Origin of the sequence: Bacillus sp. M6-12, from assembly GCF_002860285.1 — a bacterium.
GTDB lineage: Bacteria > Bacillota > Bacilli > Bacillales > DSM-1321 > Peribacillus.
In genome coordinates, this window is record NZ_PGVF01000001.1 from 646,059 (window position 1) to 666,316 (window position 20,258).

Consider the following 20,258-nt stretch of genomic DNA (forward strand, 5'->3'; position numbering starts at 1 on the left):
ATAATGAAGAATTAATCTTTGCTTACATATGCCTTAGAAATTAATTCTTTTTCGTATTCAAATGGGAACGCAAAGGCAACAGAACTTTCACCATTCATTCTGATAAGCATTTCCCCTCGTTTTGCTCCAAGTAAGAAGTTTCTTTCCCCATCAGATAATTTGAATGTGTCTTGAACCGCATCAATATCTGTTGAGTCTTGTTTTAAGAAAATGTTTACAACGGTATTTGTTAATACTGCTTTACCTTGTGGGTTATCAGCAAATTCGATAAAGTTTTGAGAAGCTACTAAAAGTCCTCCATTACGTTTACGGATACGTCTTGCACAGTTCTCAAGGAATGTTGCAGTGTATTCGTGACCAGCCATGTTTTTGTTTACCAACATCCATGCTTCGTCACATACGATACGCTTCTTGATATGAGGGTTTTTCTTAACGAATTTTTCCCATGTCCAAGAAAGTGCAATGTACATTCCGATAGGGCGTAAAACTCCTTCTTCTAATCGACTAATGTCAAAGGTTACGATAGGAGAATTTTTAAAGTCAGCAAGGTCAGAAGATGTTTGGCAGTCGAATAGGTCATATACGCCACCTTTTTTGAACATCTTTAAGGCATTGGCTAATTTCAAGACTTCGCCATTTTTCTCTTGTTGAGCAAATTGTTCCAACATATTGTGGAAATCACTGAACGTAGGCATTGGTTTTTTCATACCATCATGGTAGAATTCACCTGTTTCTTCATCAAAGAATGGGTCTGTTACATAAAGAGATTTAGGGTCTTCTGTAAATCCTTTTGATTGATATAATTCAGTCAATACATAAGCTACTAAGCTCTTTTGTTCAGCAGATAATCCCCCTGCCATAACCGCAATAAGGTTTAGTACGTCTGCTACTTTATCTTTGATTTTCACTTCTTTTAAGCCTTTTTCTAATTCTTCTTCTTCTAAGTCGAATGGATTCATTCGAGTATCTGAATCAGGAGCAATATAGATATGGCTTCCACCAACCGCTTTAGTTAGCTTTTTGTATTCTCCTTCAGGGTCAATAATAACTGTACGTACACCTTTAAGTGCAGAACGTAAAGTTAAAAGAGAAACGAAGAATGTTTTACCAGAACCAGCTTGTCCAAATACTGTTAAGTTGGAGTTATTTAATACGCCTCTGTCATAGAAGTCGATTAACACTGGTGTCATGGTTGCAAGGTTTACTCCACAGAAAATCCCTGTTTTATGAGAAATTTCACTGTTGTAGAATGGGAAACAAGCAGTTAAAGCACCAGAGTTAAAGTTACGATACATGTCAGGAATGTAATTCTTCCCAAATGGAAGTACAGACTTATACGCATCGTCTTGTCTTAAATAAACTGGCATGAGATAGATTTTTCTACCTTTTAATTTGTTGTCTAACTTTTGAGTTTCCTTATCTAATTCTTCTTTAGAAGAAGTATAAAGATTGCTCAAAATTTCAATATGGAATAGGTTTTCAAAGTTTTGCTCTAATCGTTCCCTTTGTTCATACAATTGGGTAATCGTGTTTCTTAAACGTGTTACGTTCTTGATATTCCCTTTTTGAACTTCAAGTGACAATTGAGCTTCAAACTGTGTGATTTTACCTGTCAATTCATCCAATGCTGTACGTTCATCTGCTGGTTCTACATAGATAGCAGTATCCATATCTCCATCGTAGTTGAACATATAATCTAACCAACCAACTGAAATAGTAGATGGGTATCCATTCATTACGAATGAACGAACATATTTATTTCCAACTTTCATACAATCTTCTTCGCTTCTATCAAAGGAAGGTGGAGCGATAAGGTCTTTTACGCTCCGAATCCCTTTTCCTAAAACGCTTTGAGAAGAATCACCTTTTTTAAGTGATGGTGAAGTGTCGGAAACATTAATTGTGATGTCTTGTACCGCATTTTTATTTTTCTTACCAAAAAGTCCCATTAATGTTTTCCTCCTTTATCTCTTGTTTAAATTAACTGATTTTTTGAGATTGAAAGATTCCGCATCTTCCTCGTTGTCAAATTCAACGTCAACATCTGAATCTGCTTGTTTGTAATATCCACTTACTTCATCACGAAGTTTGTTAATATCTGAAATTGCTCTTTCAACATTTTCTTTAATGAAATCAGGCGTTGTTTCGCCTAATAGTTCTGTCTGCAATCTCATTTGAGCTTCATATAGAACCCAATCCAATTTAGCGTCTTCTGTTAGATTTTCAATCTTTCTATCTTTTGCTTCTGTCATAAGCGTTAAGAACTCTCCGTTTGTAATATTTTCAATTTGAGAGTAATTGTCTTTGTGATACGTAGAGTAGATAAGTTCTGCTAATTCTTTCGTGTCAAGAATTTTAGCTTTTACACCAATAGAACCTAAACCATCTACGATAATTGATGCCCTTGTATAAAGCTCCTTTATCGAATAATCATACTTTTCTTCATCAGATAAGTTTGGTAGATTGTTAGCTTCTTCGTAAGGAATGATGATATATTTTTTCTTTTGTTTGTTGTTTCCGATGTACCCATTTAAGTTCATCATTTCATTGAAATAAATGTTTGCATATTCTTCTAAGTGTGGAAATTGAGAAATAGCTTGTTTCATTTCCTCTTCTAAAAGATTTAACATTTTGCTGTTGTCGATTACTTTTGTTTGAATGAAGAAAGTAACAGGGAATGTTAAAGAGTTTAAGAATCGTTGGAATGAAATCTCAATTAATTCTTTCTCTTTATCTGTTTTTAGGTTGTAGTTTGTAGAGGAAGCCTCAACGACTGCTCGATACTTATGTCCACCTAAAATAATCATTCCGTCTTTCACATCTTCAAAAGGAAGAAATTCTTGAGCACTTGTAATTGAATCAACAGTGGAACTATCTGCTCTTTTGGGGTCAGTTTTAGCCATTACTTTATAAACTGCAAAGCCCATTCCACCGAAGACAACTCCAAAAACAACCAGTAAAATAACTCCTAACATATTACAAATTCACCTCTTTCCTATGATTCGGTAATTTTTTTACCTTTTTCTTGAATTTTCTTTTGCGAGTGAGATATTGAAACAAAGTTAATCCGTTCTTTTTAAATAAAGCAAAAGGTGTTCCGCTTAAGCAGAAAATGCCTCCAACTGTTAAGGCAAGTCCACCAATTTTTGTTAATGTAAAAAGTAGACCAAAAACGGAAGCTCCAATAACTAAACCTCCTAATATCCAGAAGAATTGATTGAGGTTTAGAATCCCACCGATTACTTTTTCTTTTTCGTTCATATTTGGTGGTACGTTATACATTCTCATAAATAAAAATGCCAACAGCCTCCTGTTTGGAAGCTATTGGCATCCTACACCTCCTTTAGTGGCTTTTTTAAATCATGGTTTTTCATGCAAGTTTTCCAGGTCTTATTAACCGATAGAGTTGTAGAAGAAACCTGTGATGATGGTTACTGCACCAAGTCCAGCGGCCGCTAATCCTGTCCAAAGCACACCAGCTAATGCTTGAGAACGTGCTTGTGGATTACCAGCAGAAGCACCTAATTTCATGAATTGAATTACGAAGAACGCAATCATGGAAATTGCTCCGATACCTGAAATACCTACGATGAATCCTTTGTATTTTTCAAAAAGTTTTCCCCACGCACCTGCGGAGCTTCCAGTAGTAAAGTTATCGTTACCACTGATAGTAAGTTGACCTTTTGATGTTACGTTTACTTTTACACCACCAATGTCGTTCCCCTTAGAAGCAGAGGCCGCATATGATTGGATTGGAGAAGCAAACATGAAGAAAATGCTGATTAGGAAAGCAACAACAATCCCCATAGAGATTTTCTTTGTCATAGTAGCTGTCATAGTTTTTTTTCACCTCCTTGATTCCCTTAATGTATTCTCATTATATGATTTCGCATAATAACTAACAACACTATAGTCGCCTAATAGTGTTCTATATACTATATGCAATGCTTCAATGAATATAATTCTATAACTATCGAAAAAGGTTTAAATGTTTCTAATTGGAATGATTTTTCTCCATAAAAAAAAGAGAATGTTAAAACATTCTCTTCGCCCATAAATATCGCTCCGAATAATAAGAGTTACTTAGATTTGTTACTTGTACTCTATCGCCACCAGCATGAATGAAATTTCCGTTTCCAATATAGAAACCAACATGTGAAGGTCCCTCTTTATACGTTTCAAAGAAAATAAGGTCTCCTTTTTGTAATTTGTCTCTATCTACTGTCATTCCTACTCTTGCCTGGTCACTGGCTACCCTTGGGATATGAACACCTTGACTGGCTAATATATATTGAGTAAATCCAGAACAATCAAACCCATTTGGAGTTGTTCCACCCCATACATACGGTACACCCAAATATTCATACCCTTTATCAATCACTCTATCTGCTACGCTATCATTATGAACTGTTGCACGTTCCTCTTTTTCATATACTTTCTGCTTAATGACACGTTTAGGTGGTTCTGTAAAGGAGATGGCTGATTTATTGACTAAAACAGTCTTATCCTCAATTGATAGTTTGTATTGATTATCTTCAAATCCAACAATTATAACTGCCTCTCCATAAGCAAGGGATTTATCTTTCTCTGAATCATCATCGATAAAAGCACTTGTATTGACAGGTACATTTCTAATGTTTTGTTTTAAACTCGATTTCAATACCCATCCTTCGACAGACTGACCAGTTCTTACTTTTACAAATCCATTTTGTTCATTTGCTCCATCTACACGAAAAACTGTTTCCCCTTTGTTTAATTGAAGCAGTGTGCTTCCAAACAAATCAGGAGAGGTTTTTAGTGTCATATTCTCTTCTAAAACCTCTAAAGATTCCTCCTCATGCTTAATGGTCTTTAAAATGTTTTCTTTTTCGATTTCATATTCTTTTTCATTTACTGAGATTCGGTAATTCTGTTCACTTTCTGATTTTAATTGAACAACTTCATTCGTTTTGAAGTCTTTCACTACTTTTCCATCTTTATCTTTTACAGAGAAATCGTCTGTTACAACTCCTTCATCTGCATGTGCAATAATAGTCGGGACAGCGACTACACTTAATGCCAAAACTGTCCCTATTGATAACTTCTTATATGACTTCACTCTTTTCCTCTCCTCCTTGCCTCTCTTATTTTGGGGCTGATTCTAATTCATTTAATGCCCCTTTAACAATGTCACTTGTATCTAACAAAACACCATGTTGTTCCATTTGGAAATGCAAGTGTGGTCCAGTCGATTTTCCTGTACTACCGCTATATCCAACTAACTGTCCTTGCTTCACCTGTTCTCCACTTTTTACAACTAACGAAGTTAAGTGAGCATAAACAGAAGTAATATCATCTTTATGGCTAAGTTTGACGTAGTTACCATAACCAGCACCATTGTTGTAAGTTTCTCCTGTATGAGTTTGAACAACGATTCCATCAGCAGTTGCATAGATTGGTGTATTCGTAGGTATTGCTACATCTACACCGCCATGATGTCGTCTATCACCATAAACAGGGTCAGTTCTCCATCCTGGTAAAGAGGTGATTCTTGGATTTAATTGTTGAACTGGTGATTGAAACTTTTTAGGTGGTTCAGTAAAGGAAATGGCTGATTTGCTAATTAATACAGAACTAACTCCTAATGTTACTTTGTATTGATTGCTTTCAAATCCAACTACTGTAACTGTGTCTCCATATTTAAGGGATTTATCTTCTTGTGTGTCTTCATCAATAAAGGCACTTGTATTAACAGGGATAGAACGTAAATTTTGCTTTAAGCTGGAGGTCAATACCCAACCTTCTACGGATTGATTAGTCCTTACTTTCGTAAAGCCATTTTGCTCCGTTACTTCATCTACTCTGTGAATCACTTCTCCTTTATTTAACTGCAGAAGTGTATTTCCGAATAAATCAGGGGAAATTTTTAATGTGGTACTTTCTTTTAATACAGATAAAGATTCTTCTTCATGCTTAATGGTTTTAAGAATATTCCCTTTTTCAGCCTGATAGACTTGTCCATTCAAATCAATTAGATAGTTTGATTCATTTTCAGATTTCAAGTGAAGAATGTCATTTTCTTTAAAGTCTTTTATTAGGTTTCCATCCTTATCTTTTACTTCAAAGTTACTCGTTACAACCCCTTCATCTGCATATGCTACAACGCTTGGTACTGCAACTAATCCTAATGCTACTACTGCCCCTGCTGATATTTTTTTATATGATTTCATAACTTTTTATTCTCCTTTTATTACTACTTTTCTTTTTTATAGTTTGAATAGATTTTTAATCTAAATGTTTCTCTGCTTCGTTTATAATTTTTCGTATATCCTTGAACTTTTCACGCTCCGTTTTCTTTTCATCTTCTAATACTGAAGTGATATAAACCATTGCATGAGCATAGACAGTGCTTTCTTTTGCGTGTGTAAAAATATCATTCAAATCAATATCTTGTATATTCAAAATCAAAACTCCTTTCTATGAATCTATCTATTGATATTGAGTAGATAAAGGCATCTTTTACGCAAAAGAAATTTATTTGAAATTGACATATAAACTTTCTTTTACATCAATTGAGCCTTTATTTTTCAATCTTCTAAAACTACTAATTCCTGAATCAATGTAATAATGTTCGGAATACAACTCTTTTGGAACTTCATATGTTCGGTCATTTTCTCCTTGCTTCCCATCAAAACTCATAGCAAAACTGGCAGGAGATTGTTCGAGCCAATTCCATAGTTCATTATAGTTAATCGTTCCATAGTACATGCCCTTTGTCCCGAAATACGGTGGGTCTAAATAGATAAAGTCATTTTCTTTCGGAGTTAAATCTTTGTAATCCGAATGTAAGAATGTTACATTTTGTATCTTAGTAGACCAGTTGAAAATGATTTTTTCTAATTTATCAGGTTGAATCCCTGTTCGTGAAAAGTGAAAGGAATTGTTAAACTCTCCCTTTTGATTGAAACGGATTAATCCATTTGTACATGTTCTGGTTAAGAATAAAAAGTCAATTGGATTTGGTTCTTCATTAAAACGATTTCTTACTTCGTAATAATAAGATTGTCCAATGTGCTGAAGTGTCTCCCAATGATTTCGGTAAGATTCTACTAATCTATCAGGCTCATTTTGAATCATGAGATATATTTCAATGAGTGGTTTGCAAATGTCACTCGCCACATACTGTTGCACTTCAATATCCGAATTAAGTAATTCAAACAAGACAGAAGCACTTCCCAAGAAGGGTTCGTAATAGGTGTGAATAGAGGAAGGGAAATGTTCAAGTATTTGTTTTGCTTGGCTTTTTTTACTTCCACTCCATTTCACAGGATTATAATGTAAGCTCATAGTTGTACCACCTTTCTTTGAGAAATAAAAAGGCTACTTGAAAAACCAAGTAGCCCATGATTCACCTTTACTTATTCAATAAAACGTCTTTTGTAATGGTATAAGATTTTACATCGCTTTGTTTGGGCAATTCAAACATAATGTCGTACATTCTCTTTTCAATGACTCCTTTTAGTCCTCTTGCTCCCACTTTCTTTCTTTCAGCTTCTTCCACGATATAATCAATCGCAGATTGATGGAATTTTAGTCGAACACCATCCATACGGAAGAGAGCTTGGTATTGTTTAATAACTGAATTTTTCGGCTTGACTAAAATGTTGGCTAAATCCTCTTTTGATAGTGGCTTTAATATTGCCACAACAGGAACTCGACCTACGAACTCTGGAATAAATCCAAATTCGATTACGTCTTGCTGTGTTACATCTTTATCGTAATCTACCTTCTCCTCTGCTTTTGATTCAGTTGGAAGGCTAAACCCAATACTTGACGTTTTTTTCGGTTCTAATCGTTTTTTCACAATGTCATTGATTCCTACAAATGCCCCACCGCAAACAAATAATATGTTTTTGGTATTTAGCAAGACTTTACGTTTTGTAGTAGGACTGCCACCTACATTGACATATACTTCGCTGTCTTCAACAATTTTTAAAAGAGCTTGTTGAACGCCCTCACCCGAAATATCTCTGGTGTTTTTTCTTCCTTCTATCGACTTATTAGCAATCTTGTCAATTTCGTCAATATAGATAATTCCTTTTTCTGCTCTTTTTATGTCTCCGTCTGCTTTTTGAATCAATTTCTCTAAAATAGATTCAACGTCTTCACCTACGTAACCAGCTTCCGTTAAAGAGGTAGAATCCACGATAGCAAGGGGTACATTGAGAACTTTTGCTAATATCTGCATGAGGTAGGTTTTACCCGAACCAGTAGGACCTATCAGCATGATGTTGGTCTTTTGAATATCAACTTTGGAATTAGAATGAATACGTTTGTAGTGATTATATACAGCTACAGATAGAATCTTTTTCGCATCGTCTTGTCCCACAATATATTTGTCTAATTCCTCTTTAATTTGGTGAGGTTTTAAAAACGTATTAGATTGTGTGATTTGGGTTTCTACCATTTCTTCAAATGCTTCTAATGAAGAAACTGCACAATCTTTGCAAATATTGGCTTCTGCTCCTTCAAGTAATACCACATTCGTATCTTCAGTCGTTCCACAAAATGAACATTGTTTAGACACAACTCTCAACTCCTTCCTCTTTTTCTTTGATGTAGTGTAGCTCGATGGCTACATATTTTATCGAAACAAATGATTGTTATTTTTAATAATTATAGTCAAAATATTTCGTTTAATGACTATAGTCAATACATTTACCCTAATTATAACAGCGAAGCCTTGTTAAGTAAAGAACTGTGTGCATTTACAATGGTTGAGAAACCATTTATTTTTTTACAATGGTGTCTTCCATGTTGTATTTTTCTTTCAGTATTTTCTTCACTTTTTCTAAAATGTTTTTCTCCATCTTAGAAACATTAGCTTGGCTCATACCAATATGGTTGGCGATTTCTTTTTGGGTTTTCATAATCCCTCTATCAAGTCCATAGCGATATGTTACAATATATCGTTCTTTTGGAGTAAGATGTTCTAATGCAAAATTTAAAAACTTAACATCGTCTGCAACCATTACATCCTGCTCTAAAGAGGCTTTATCACTATCTAAGTTAGAAACGGTTTCCTCTAAGGAAAGATTATTTCCGTTCTTATCCATTGATAGAATTGTGTTCATAGAAATGTTATTCTTCATATGCCCTTTCTCTTTTCTTAAAAAGAATAAAATTTCATTTCGGATACAGTTAATAGCATACGTTGAAAACTTCACATTCCTTTCTGTATCATAAGCGTTTAGTGCCTTTGCATATCCAACCATTGCAATACTTGATAATTCGTCATATGCAATACCTGAGTTTTGAAACATTTTCACAACATAAAAAACCAATGACAAGTTTTCTTCTGCTATGACATTTTTTTCTTCGTTCGTTAATAGCAAGTTCGCTCACTCCTTTCGTTTTTTGCCTATGTATATAAGAATAGAATAAAGTCAATGTTTACACAATGCGTTTTATAGTCAATAAGTCTTGACCTGTTGACAATTTTGTGTTTCGGTCAATAAAAAAAACAGGTATTACCCTGCTTTTTCTACTGACTCATATAATTCGTTTAGAACCAATTGAACTCCCTCTGGTTTCAAATAGGTTTGCAATTTCAACTCGATTATTTCAAGTGAAAACATACCTGTTTGATATAGCGTAATCATAGACTTTAACATTGGGAAATGTTGAATATCCTTTATCGCACCATACAATGCCCCATTCAAGTAGGTTTGATATTCTCCATCTACTTTACGATTCAATTCATTGGTAATTCTCTTATACTTTTTATTAAACTCTTGAAAATGTGTACTATTTGTCATCTTATCTTCTTGGAAGTAAATATGACCTTTGTAGAAAACACCCTTTCCAGATTCCAAATATTCCTTCGCAATTTCATCCTCTGTTACGATGTTGAATCTGCCATTTGACTGCTTTCTTCCAAATTCATGATTCGTTGCAGTGTACGTAAAAATATCTAACTTTCTCATAGATTTTGTGATAATTGTTTCTACACCTACACAAGCCTTTTCTAAAAACTGCACTTTTTTCATAAATAAAATCCTCCCTGTTTAAAAACATATATACATATTCCTTTTTTATATAAAATCCTTTTATTATACTTCCGATTATTTGCCTTTATAATACAAAATCTACTTCATTGACTATAATCAATGTATATGGTAAAATAATCGTGATTAAGTCTGTACAGAAAACAAAGGAGGATATGTATGAAGAAAAAGAAATGGTTAGCGGTGTCTTTAGTAGCTCTTATGTTGACTTCTGTCGGTTGCTCTAATAGTTCGGATAAAAATGAGGGAGAAAAAGAAACTACCCCTCAAGTAACTGCAGAACAGAAAGAAAATACTACTAATGAATTAGATTTTGAAACTTTATTCCCGAATGAAGAAATTCGAGATTATGCTCAAAAAATGATTGGAACAGAAGCTCCAGATTTTACAGTGAAAAACTTAAAGGGTGAAGAAATCCAATTAAGTAAACTAAAAGGTCAAAATGTCATTATTGAATTGGGTTCTACTACTTGCCCTGCGTGTATTGCTTCTTATCCTTCTGTTAATGATTTCAAGGATATGAGTGGAGAACAAGTAAAAGTTTTAACTGTTTTTCCAAATGAAAGTAAAGCAGAAGTAGACGACTTCTTCAAAATCAATAAATATGAAAAAGATGAAGAGGTTATTGCTGGTGAAGGACTAAATAGTATCTTTAACGATTATCAAGTAAAATACACACCTACATTTATCTTTGTCGATAAAGAAGGCTATATTCAATATGTTCATGTTGGTGGAGATGTAAGTGATGTTGTGTTAAGTAGCATGAGTGATTTAGCGTTCAAAACAACACTTACTCAATCTTTCAATAAGACAGAAAAAGTAGAATTGCAACTTCCAGAAGATTCTCAACAAGCAGAGCAACAATCAACAGATAAGAAATAAAAAAGACGGTGGGAAATCCCACCGTTTTTATTGTGCAGTCATATTCATTTCTTTTATAAATTGATTGATAATCTTTTTCCCTTCCTCTTGTAAGCCACTCATTAATTGTGGTGTACTTTCTTGTATAGGCAAGAGGGTATATTCGTAGTGATTCTTTTTAGAAATCATATACGCCTTAGTTGCCGATACGCTTTCAGGGAATACATCAATTTTCACAACATAAATAATACGTGAACTTTTACTTTCTTTTAAGCCGAAAAATTGATTTTGGTCAACCATAAAATAAGAAGCTTTCTCCCCTACTTTGTTATGGTGAACGTAATCGAGAAGAATCATCTCTACAAATGGAGCAGGGATTCTTCCGATTTCAAATCCACTTTCCACCCCTGCTTTTTGAAGCATATATATTTGTTGGATTTTCATTTCATCGGATTTGGAAACAATATAATTCATTCCAGCAAGTTCTCCTACATATTCTACTTTCATACCGTTTACCGATTTACTCACCAGTCCTTTAATTTCCTTAGATAAAAGGATATTGTACATATTTAGGGACTGATTGAACACTTTAAGTTCTGTTGGTGTTACTTTCTCGACATCATTAGCACGTACTCTGCGAACTAACTCTTTTCCTGTTTCTGCAGGGACATCATGACGAAGCATTTCTTCAAACCCTACATCTGTCTTTTTAAAGAATGATAGATTTACTAAGACTTCTTCATGTACATACATACACACATATATTTCTTCTCCATTTAAGGTTGTTTTGGCAATTTCTCTATGAATAAATGAACTCAATTTATTTCCTCCTCTTAATCCTGTCTTATCACATGTCATTAATTATACACTATAGTCAATGTTTCGTATAGATAATTGTGGTGCAATAAAAAAGAACTACCCTAAAAAGGATAGCTCTCTTTGTTTATTAAAGGTAATGAAGATAAGGGATTAAGAATTGCCCGAAGAATAAGCTAATATGAGCTAATAAAAAAAATGGGGCAAAAGGCATATTCCCTATCGGTTTACCAGTTCTGAAACGGAAGTAAATATACACCATTCCAGAGATACAAGCTAAAACAAGGAAGATTGGGACTTGGAAAAATCCTAAATATAATCCTACTACTGCGATACATTTAATATCTCCACCCATTTTGTGCATTTTAATCATAGCAGGAATGAGTAGAACAAAAAACCCAAACAATGAACCAGTGATTCTGGAGATAATTTCTGATGTAGAATAATCCATAAATGGAATAATGCCAATGGCTATGATACCAAAAGTTAAGTTTAATTTATTTGGTATTTTCATTGATTTCATATCTGTATATGTTGCAATTCCCAAGAATAGAGTCAATATGGCAACTAAATAATAGTTGCCATAAAGACCTTGTATATCTTGGAGCATCGTATTGATAAATGTTTGACTATCTGTAAACAAGACGACTCACACTCCTAATTACTAATTCTGTTTTTCCATCCTCTGTTTGACCAGTGACGCTAATATCAAAGTTGTTTTTATCAAAAGAATCATAGAATTGTTTCTCTAATGAAGGGAAAAGGTCAAATACTTGGCTTGTTTTCACACGAACAACCATATAAGAATCTAACCATAATTGGTGAGCTGGTTTCGTTCTTTCTCCCAAACCTTCATTCGTGTATTTGTAATCAACCCTACGAATCCTTACTTGCTTGTAGCTGATATTTTGAGAGCCACCAGCATGAATTCGTTTTTCAATAATGTCGTGATATTTGGTACGAACCGCATCTTCACTATATATAAATTCCTCTCCTCTTAGAGATTCTTTATCTACTGAATAATTCAAGGCAGAAACACCAGCGACATCCATGATACCTTGCACTTCACTAATGGTATAAGATTGCTTTAGTACATCCATACTCCACGTAATGATTAAGACAGAAATAAAGGCGAGAATAACAAAAAGAATACTAAATGCACCTTTTTGGTCTTTTAAAAACTTTTTAATATTTTTCATGTTATTACTCTCCTCTAAAGTTGTCATAGCGGAATTGGAATTCGGACATTACACTTCGTTTGGAAACAATTTCGTTGGTGACATTACCAGGAATCCAGTTACTTAGCATAGCCCATTTGTATTCTGCTTTCAGTTCCGTATCAATCATGTCTCCATAATCCGCACTGTAATCAGATAAGTTGTAACTGTAATTTTTTATCCCTGCTTTATCCATGTTTCCTTTGATAATGGAATCCATTTCGCCTCTTGTGATATACGCCCCACTACCCCCTGGATAGTTTGTTGGTGTAGAACCTGATAACCCTCCTTGAATCCCTACTGTACGTGCGAGATAAGAGTTTGTATCTGATATAACCGTAAACTTCCAAGTGAGAAGAGCTACGTCTGTTACAAAGCTGACAATCATTAAGAACATCATCATACCTATAACAATTTCAATGGCTAAAGCACCTTTTTTGTTTTTCTTAAATCCTTTCAATCTTTTAAACATTTTCATGCAGTCTTCTTCACCACCTTTACTTTCTTTGTTTGGTATGGACAAGTTAATTCTTGATATATCTTAGAAAAGGGAGATGGTCTCATCTCCCTTTTCTACTTGATATTCGATTACTTCACTTTTAAGTTATCAACTTCGCCTTTAGAGCTACCCAAGAACTTAGTGATAGAATCTCTGAATGCGAACAATGCAGTAGCGATTACAAGAACTACGGAAATCCAGACGATAATCTCGATGTTGGAAGCTCCTTCTTCACCTTTTAATACAAATTTCGCTCTGTTCATTAAGTTTTTCATAGTACCAATTTCCTCCTTTTAAATGTTTTATTTTTCATAATATGCGTATCGACAATATATTATAATCTCTACTTAATAGATTATAGTCAACACATACTTTGATAATACCATTATAATAAGGTCTTCTATTGAAAAAAAGCCTTTTTTGGTTTTACTATGCTTTAGCATGTGTTGACAGTTTGACTTACATAGATGCAAGACCAGTCATTGAGCCTAACATTGGAAGACCCATGATAGCCATAATACATAGCAACAGTGGTGCTTGAAGTGCAGTTGCCATCATTTGGCGTTTGCCAATTTTCATAGCCATTGCGTCTAATTGCATTTCACGAATTTTATCCGCTTGTGCATTGAAACTTTCACTTGCACTTCCCCCTTGTTCAAGAGTTAATTTTACAAGGGCAACGAACTCACGAACTTCAAAGAGGTCAACATCTTCTCTTAAAGAGTCAAGAGCTTCGTCAATGCTTTTAACATCGCATTGAACAACAAAGTTTTGAAGAATTGGCTTCCACTCTTCTCCTACATATTTGATACTTTCTGCTACTGCTTGTGAGAAAGAAACATTCGCTGAAAGGTATCCTTCTGTAATACGGATGAAGTCAGGGAAGTCAGCAACTAACAATGCTTTGCGGTTGTTTTTAGAGTTTCTTAGGAAGAAATCAAGTCCGAAGAATAACACAACTCCCCATAGAATACCCATGAATGGTGCAATTAGGTTGTAAAGAGCGAAACCTAAAACCAATCCAGCTATTTTTAGAGTGATGCTTAATGCACGATATTGAATAGGCGTGAAATTTTTCTCCCACTTTGCCATTTTCAAATCACGTTCTAATTGCTCTAAGTTCTTTGGTTTTAACCTTGGAAGAAGATGGCGAATGACTGGTTTTGTGACTTTATCAATTAACTCATTCATTTCCATATCTTCTTTTTTATTGTTAAATTGAAGTTGCTTCAATCTTTTTCGGTGAACATTGTAGTTTTCCATTGAGAAGACAAGTATAAATAGGCTTCTTGCAAGGAAAAACATTGATATGACTGCTACGATTGCAAATATTACTAACACCTTTCTAACCTCCTTCCTTATTCAAGCGGTGCTCCAATTTTGGAGTTTACAAACCAGATACTTCCCATGAAGATAGAAGCGATTACAGCAGTTCCAATCTTACCTGTTGACGTATTAATCATAAAGTCGATATACGTATCGTTGGTTAGAGCAGAATAGATAGCGAACATTGGAATACACGCTAACATGATATACGCTTCATTTTTAGGACCAGCAAGTTCTTTCTTCATTACTGATTTTGTTTTTCTGTTTTCTTCATATTGTTGGTATGCTTGATTTAACAGCTTTTTACGGATTTCCTCTGTACCTAAAGAAGAGGCAATTTTGTAATAGTCAGCTAAACGAACCATGTATTTGTTACCTGTACGTCTTCCCATGTTATCCATTGCTTCTCCAACAGGGACACCTACATTGACTTCAAGAACCGTTTGTCTGATTTCAGAATACATAGGTTCTTCACCTTTGAATTCAACCATTGTTAATTCAAGTGATTTACCAAAGTCTTTTGTGGTTTCATAACGCTTGATAACCATCTGCATGAACGGTCCAATCTGTTTCTCTAAAAGGGCTACTCTTCGGTTTTTTAAGAAAGTAATAACCTCTTTTGGAAGAATGTAACCAATTAGGGCGAACAATACGCCTAAGATGGGGTTATTCATTAAGATACCAACAAGTAAAGCAAATACAATTGCTGAACCAATCGTAATCATACGATATTCAGTGTAGCTTAGTTTAAAACCAGCTTGTAGGCTTAGTGTTTCAATTGCATATCGCTTAGAAAATTTTACTTTTTCTTCGTTGTATTTTTCTAATCGTTTCTTTAACACATTTTCTCTCAAAATGTTACTGGATTGCTGTTTACGACCATCTAATGTACTTTTGTTTCCTCTGCCTACACTTGCAATTACAATAGTCAGTATCATTAAAACAGCAAATAGCATAATGTTAAATCCCATTCTTTTCCTTTCACCTACCTTTTTTATTTTTTATTCACTAACAAATTATAGTGGATACAAGGGGCATTTAATCATACACCCCTCATATCTTATATACTATAATCTCTAATGATTAAAATATAGCATATAGTCAACATTAGAGGAATAAAAAAAGTGTTTAATTCCTTTTGACTATTATTTTTCCACCCAAGGCTCGATTTGCTCAAGTGTAATACCACGTCTAAGCATTTTGTCTGCTTTTTCTTTGTCGATTTTTCCTTCCCATACGAAATCTTTCTTACGGAAGTCATAACGACAAATGGTTTTAACGTCAACACGACCTTTTTCAAAGTTGTAGTTAATTTCTGAAATGGTTGTAATCTTTCTGCCTGTACCTGGTACGTTATCTTGAATACATACATAATCTACTGCAGAACCAATGATACGTTCTACTACGTCAATCCCAAGTGAAGGCATTGCCATTAGGTATTTTGTTACCAGACGGTTGATGATATTCCAAGGGTTGCCTCCATGCATCGTGAAAATCGTACTGTGTCCAGTCTCCATCCCCTCAACGGCCGCTTGTGCTTCTTCACCACGTACCTCCCCTACTACAATGTATTTTGGTTTCAAACGCAATGCAGTATGAATGAGGTTTCCAAGCGGTACAGCCAATGCTTTGTCATCGCTTTTTACAGATACTAATTCTAACGTGTGGTCGTTTTTAGGGAACAACTCTTGTGTATCCTCACAAACTAACATACGTTTATTTGATTTTGTTACATAGTAGTCTAACAATGCACGAATGGAAGTCGTTTTCCCTGAACCTGTTAATCCAGCATAAATAATATTACATTCACCCACAATTAGCATACCAAGGAAGTCTGCCATTTCTGTTGTTAATACGCCCCAACCGACAATTTGTTCTTTCGTAATATGGTCTTCAGCGTGTTTACGAATCGTTAAAGAGTAGTCTCTTGGAGAAACCCCTGGTGAAGTCGCACAACCCCTGTCTTGATACAATTCAAAGTCAACGATTTTGGAGTCACCCATGTTAATCTCTTTACCAGATTCACGAATAAAGCGTTCCAGTACATCCTTGAAGTGTTTTGCACTTCGGAATGTCTTTTGATACCTCATGTTTGCTCCTTTTCTTTCAACATAAATGGTTTTCCAATCTATGACGAAAATATCTGATACATCAGGGTCAGCGAAGGCATCTGCTAAAACGGAATACCCTGCAAATTCTTCCACCATTTCTTCAATAAATACATTTTGGTTCATATCATCGTATCCACGCACACGAAGGTTTTCAGCTAACACAATATCTGTAATGTACGTCTTGTATTGAGATTTTTTCTTTCTCAAATATTCTTTATCTTTCTTCGCTTTTTTCTCCGCTTTTTGCTGGTTTCCTTTACTGTTTACTTCCATTTCAGTTGCCAATTTTTCTGCTAATTGAGTACGAATCAATTCAAGAGCATCCTCGTAATCCATTAATGCTCCAACTGTATCTGATTTTTGGCGATTGAACTTCATTAAATCTTTCCTAAATGATTTAAAATCTTGCTCCACAATGTTGCCTCCTTTTTTATCTTCTTTATTATTAAATGACTATTTTAATTTTGTTTTTAAACACTAATTCATATTTGCTTTCTTTTTCATGATAGAAAGCAAAGTTAGAATGGCATAACTGATAACTAACAAAAGAATAGAACCAGAGAAATAAAGTGTTTGTTTTGCATCTTCATGGTCAACAACGATAAGTCTTATTGTTGCGGTGATACCGATATACATGAAGTAACGCAAAGGAAAATGATAGTCTTCTTGAAAATATTTAATTATCATTGATAAAAACTCGAAATATAGGAAGAAAGTCAAAATACTTTCTAATACTTCTTTGTGACCCTCCTTGGTTTCTTCAAAAAAAGTTAAATGGATTAAATGAAATCCTTCTTTTCCGAGTAGCCAAATAAGAACAAAGGATAGCAAAATGAGAGAAATGTTTAAGACATATTGCAATGATTTATTTAATAGAATTTGTCTTTTTGTTTGTTTATTTTCCACCCATTTTCCCTCCTTACTTGATGTAGACTATAAGTAAAATAATTACTCTATGGGTTATAGTCGATAATATAGAGAAAAGAAAGGGATGATTATTTTGCAAACCATCCCTTTTTCTTTTTGTTCCCATTCTTCATTTCCAGATATTCTTCCTCGATTTCCTTGAAGTTCTTCATAGGCCATATTTGGTTGGCTACTTTAAAAAGCTCATAACGTGCTTTTAATGTGTATTTTTTGTCATCCAATACGACTGGTGTTCCTTCATATAGTCGGTTTAAGAATACGGTTTTTGGCAACATAGGAACTCTTGCTTCTAATTTGAAATCAGAATCGTCTAAGTGGTCAGCAGTGAAGATTAGCTCTTCAATCTCTGTACCAGACGCAAGGGATTCAGAAGCATCATTAACAATATCTTCATTCAATACATATTTCACTTTATCTAAAATTCCCATTTCTTTTAAAATATCTTTGTAACGAGCATTGTTACGTACATTGTTAAAATCTAAATTTAAAACGTAATAACAGCTTTTTGCCATTTGTAAAAGTGGGTAAGTGGTAACGTGTGTTAAAGAAGAGTTTGAGTCAATAATTACAACGTCATATTCATTTGCGATAGCATCTAACAGATAAATATAGAAGTATGGTTTTACACTTTCAATCTCTTGGAAAGTTAATTGTGAACCAACTAACGCTTCTAAATTCTTCACACGATAATATGGTTTAAAACAACTCTTGATAAAAGCGTTGACTTCTTCGGTTTGTTGAAGTGTACCAACCAATCCGTTATCATTTACGATTGTTCCGATTTTGTCCATAACCGCTTTTAAGTTTCTTTTGTCATCTTCGATTTGAAGAAGTGTTCCGACAGAAAGGTTTTGTAAGTCTGCCTCGATTAATCCTACTCTTGGCTTTCTTCCGTCTTTTGTTTCTACACCAAAGTTTGCAATCGCAGTAGCAATGTTTGTTGATAAGAAGCTCTTACCAGTACCAGGCTTGATAGAAGATACAACATGAAGGTTTTTATAAATATCTTCATCTTCTTGTTCTTTATCTTCAACTGGAATTTCAAATTCAATCAAATCTTCTTTGTTTGATTTAGAATGCGATTCATTTACCCTCTTTGTGAGATAAGCCATGCTTTCTGCATCTTTTTGATTATCCAATATGTTTCGTAACATCGGAACTGTAATTTTTCTTTCATGAACAATGTCATAGATTCCAGCCATTACTAAAATACCAAGGGCATTTACTTTTGGCTCGTCACGTAAATCGACATATCCAGCAAGATAAATAATTCGCAAATGTGGGAAATCCTTTACTAATTTAAGCATGATTTGCATAAGCGACTCATGTCCTGCTAAACCCTCTCCAATTAGTAAAATATCAGGCTGGAAATATTCACACGCTTCATGTACTTCGCTTTTATATTCAACAGAACTTACTACATCGAAGTTTTCAAACTTTGCAATTGTGTCATCAATAATTTTTTGTCCTGTTGCGACTAAGACTTTTTTCATAATAATAAAAAACACGCTATTTACATCCAGAGCTAACGCAAACAGCGTGTTTCTTCACCTCCTACTCCTTATTTTTGGAATTGGTTATCTTCGTTGATTGTTGCTCTGCCAGTTTCTGCATTTGCTTTTTCTGAAAACACTTTACCGAATTCTCCAACAACGTATCCTAAAGTTTCATAGGATTGGTTATCATCAAAACGACCAAGTAAGCGAACTTCACCAGACTTCATACGAGCAGTAATTTCTTCTGCTTGGTCTAAAGTTACAGCTACAGTTACAACACCGATTTTGCTTTCATCAGCAGAAGTGTCGATTTTTTCACCTTCAGCGTCTTCAGATTCAGAACCTTTTGTTCGGTTTGCATGGCTTTCAAATTTGAAACCATCTTCTGTTGCTACGTTATAGACATATACGTTTTGTAAGAAGACTTTGGAGTATTTGAACTCTCCTTCTGAACCATTCGCACTACCCTTAACACCTTGACCAGTGAACACAAGGTCAATTTTGTCTCCACGTTCAATATCTCCTGCAAACGAGTTCAGGTAGTCAACTGGAAGGGAAATTTTACGCAATTTTGACATATCCATGCTGTCAAATGGGTCAACATCCTCTTTCTCCACCAATTGTTGCTTGTAAACAAACTGGTTCCCGAAAGTTTTTGTTGTTACATATTTTCCTACAATGTCATTTGCATCTAAAGCAAAATCAGTTGTAATTGCTTTTGCTGGAATTGTAACCTTTTCTAAATCATTTTTTGTGATTTGTGTGTTTACTGGTAGGTCATTTTTAAATACATAAACCTCTTTTGGCTGTACCTCATTTTGTACGTACTGATAGAATGAGAAGGAGAAGGCTACTACTAATCCAACTTGCACACCTATCATTAAACCTCTTTTCTTTTTCAAGAACTACACCTCCTATTTTATTTAGACTATATGGCAAAATTTATATTTATACCATAT

23 protein-coding genes are annotated in these 20,258 nt (G+C 34.5%); 1 reads left to right on the forward strand and 22 read right to left on the reverse strand.

Features of this window, described 5'->3' with window-relative positions; all coding sequences use genetic code 11:
• Positions 1 to 11: 11 nt before the first annotated feature.
• From CVD28_RS04455 to CVD28_RS04500, 11 genes are all read right to left on the reverse strand, one after another.
• The gene (locus tag CVD28_RS04455) at positions 12 to 1,949 is read right to left on the reverse strand and encodes a VirB4 family type IV secretion system protein (RefSeq protein ID WP_101591151.1); all 1,938 of its coding nucleotides are present in this window, start codon (positions 1,947 to 1,949) and stop codon (positions 12 to 14) included.
• Positions 1,950 to 1,964: 15 nt separating this feature from the next.
• Positions 1,965 to 2,975 carry a hypothetical protein gene (locus CVD28_RS04460; RefSeq protein WP_101591152.1) on the reverse strand — a complete coding sequence of 337 codons (1,011 nt, stop codon included), beginning with the start codon at positions 2,973 to 2,975 and terminating at the stop codon, positions 1,965 to 1,967.
• A 1-nt stretch (position 2,976) separates the two neighbouring features.
• Positions 2,977 to 3,303: a PrgI family protein gene (locus CVD28_RS04465; RefSeq protein WP_257985743.1), complete on the reverse strand. Its 327-nt coding sequence runs from the start codon at positions 3,301 to 3,303 to the stop codon at positions 2,977 to 2,979.
• A 90-nt stretch (positions 3,304 to 3,393) separates the two neighbouring features.
• Positions 3,394 to 3,837, reverse strand: coding sequence for a hypothetical protein (locus CVD28_RS04470; RefSeq protein ID WP_101591153.1), 444 nt, complete (start codon positions 3,835 to 3,837; stop codon positions 3,394 to 3,396).
• A gap of 196 nt (positions 3,838 to 4,033) precedes the next feature.
• Positions 4,034 to 5,098, reverse strand: a complete 1,065-nt coding sequence (locus CVD28_RS04475) for a C40 family peptidase (RefSeq protein ID WP_101591154.1) — start codon at positions 5,096 to 5,098, stop codon at positions 4,034 to 4,036.
• A 25-nt stretch (positions 5,099 to 5,123) separates the two neighbouring features.
• A complete protein-coding gene (locus CVD28_RS04480; RefSeq protein WP_101591155.1) occupies positions 5,124 to 6,209 on the reverse strand; it encodes a M23 family metallopeptidase in 1,086 nt (361 codons plus the stop codon).
• Positions 6,210 to 6,264: 55 nt separating this feature from the next.
• Positions 6,265 to 6,441, reverse strand: coding sequence for a hypothetical protein (locus tag CVD28_RS27870; RefSeq protein WP_180953928.1), 177 nt, complete (start codon positions 6,439 to 6,441; stop codon positions 6,265 to 6,267).
• Between the two features lie 72 nt (positions 6,442 to 6,513).
• Positions 6,514 to 7,326: a DNA adenine methylase gene (locus CVD28_RS04485; protein WP_101591156.1), complete on the reverse strand. Its 813-nt coding sequence runs from the start codon at positions 7,324 to 7,326 to the stop codon at positions 6,514 to 6,516.
• Between the two features lie 67 nt (positions 7,327 to 7,393).
• Complete coding sequence (gene clpX / locus CVD28_RS04490) at positions 7,394 to 8,566, reverse strand: ATP-dependent Clp protease ATP-binding subunit ClpX (RefSeq protein ID WP_101591157.1); 1,173 nt, start codon at positions 8,564 to 8,566, stop codon at positions 7,394 to 7,396.
• 202 nt (positions 8,567 to 8,768) lie between these two features.
• Entirely contained in the window at positions 8,769 to 9,374 is a 606-nt protein-coding gene (locus tag CVD28_RS04495; protein WP_257985744.1) for a sigma-70 family RNA polymerase sigma factor, read from the reverse strand.
• A gap of 135 nt (positions 9,375 to 9,509) precedes the next feature.
• The gene (locus CVD28_RS04500) at positions 9,510 to 10,028 is read right to left on the reverse strand and encodes a hypothetical protein (RefSeq protein ID WP_101591158.1); all 519 of its coding nucleotides are present in this window, start codon (positions 10,026 to 10,028) and stop codon (positions 9,510 to 9,512) included.
• Positions 10,029 to 10,205: 177 nt separating this feature from the next.
• Here CVD28_RS04500 and CVD28_RS04505 point away from each other — a divergent pair, with 177 nt between their 5' ends.
• Positions 10,206 to 10,928, forward strand: a complete 723-nt coding sequence (locus CVD28_RS04505) for a TlpA family protein disulfide reductase (protein WP_101591159.1) — start codon at positions 10,206 to 10,208, stop codon at positions 10,926 to 10,928.
• A gap of 27 nt (positions 10,929 to 10,955) precedes the next feature.
• Here CVD28_RS04505 and CVD28_RS04510 read toward each other — a convergent pair whose 3' ends face one another.
• From CVD28_RS04510 to cpaB, 11 genes are all read right to left on the reverse strand, one after another.
• On the reverse strand, positions 10,956 to 11,726 hold the full coding sequence (locus tag CVD28_RS04510; RefSeq protein WP_101591160.1) for a hypothetical protein: 771 nt from the start codon (positions 11,724 to 11,726) through the stop codon (positions 10,956 to 10,958).
• A 127-nt stretch (positions 11,727 to 11,853) separates the two neighbouring features.
• On the reverse strand, positions 11,854 to 12,366 hold the full coding sequence (locus CVD28_RS04515) for a prepilin peptidase (protein ID WP_257985745.1): 513 nt from the start codon (positions 12,364 to 12,366) through the stop codon (positions 11,854 to 11,856).
• A complete protein-coding gene (locus tag CVD28_RS04520; RefSeq protein ID WP_101591161.1) occupies positions 12,353 to 12,922 on the reverse strand; it encodes a Flp family type IVb pilin in 570 nt (189 codons plus the stop codon). Before CVD28_RS04520 ends, CVD28_RS04515 begins: the two co-directional genes overlap by 14 nt.
• A gap of 4 nt (positions 12,923 to 12,926) precedes the next feature.
• Positions 12,927 to 13,418, reverse strand: coding sequence for a TadE/TadG family type IV pilus assembly protein (locus CVD28_RS04525; protein WP_257985746.1), 492 nt, complete (start codon positions 13,416 to 13,418; stop codon positions 12,927 to 12,929).
• Between the two features lie 110 nt (positions 13,419 to 13,528).
• Positions 13,529 to 13,714: a hypothetical protein gene (locus CVD28_RS04530; RefSeq protein ID WP_101591162.1), complete on the reverse strand. Its 186-nt coding sequence runs from the start codon at positions 13,712 to 13,714 to the stop codon at positions 13,529 to 13,531.
• A 184-nt stretch (positions 13,715 to 13,898) separates the two neighbouring features.
• Complete coding sequence (locus CVD28_RS04535) at positions 13,899 to 14,780, reverse strand: hypothetical protein (RefSeq protein ID WP_101591163.1); 882 nt, start codon at positions 14,778 to 14,780, stop codon at positions 13,899 to 13,901.
• A gap of 17 nt (positions 14,781 to 14,797) precedes the next feature.
• Entirely contained in the window at positions 14,798 to 15,736 is a 939-nt protein-coding gene (locus CVD28_RS04540; protein WP_101591164.1) for a type II secretion system F family protein, read from the reverse strand.
• Between the two features lie 174 nt (positions 15,737 to 15,910).
• Complete coding sequence (locus tag CVD28_RS04545; protein WP_101591165.1) at positions 15,911 to 17,290, reverse strand: CpaF family protein; 1,380 nt, start codon at positions 17,288 to 17,290, stop codon at positions 15,911 to 15,913.
• Positions 17,291 to 17,353: 63 nt separating this feature from the next.
• The gene (locus CVD28_RS04550) at positions 17,354 to 17,782 is read right to left on the reverse strand and encodes a phosphate-starvation-inducible protein PsiE (protein ID WP_101591166.1); all 429 of its coding nucleotides are present in this window, start codon (positions 17,780 to 17,782) and stop codon (positions 17,354 to 17,356) included.
• 89 nt (positions 17,783 to 17,871) lie between these two features.
• Positions 17,872 to 19,311 (reverse strand): AAA family ATPase, encoded by a 1,440-nt coding sequence (locus tag CVD28_RS04555; protein WP_257985747.1) that lies wholly within the window; start codon positions 19,309 to 19,311, stop codon positions 17,872 to 17,874.
• A gap of 53 nt (positions 19,312 to 19,364) precedes the next feature.
• A complete protein-coding gene (gene cpaB, locus CVD28_RS04560; RefSeq protein ID WP_101591167.1) occupies positions 19,365 to 20,201 on the reverse strand; it encodes a Flp pilus assembly protein CpaB in 837 nt (278 codons plus the stop codon).
• Between the last annotated feature and the right edge of the window lie 57 nt (positions 20,202 to 20,258).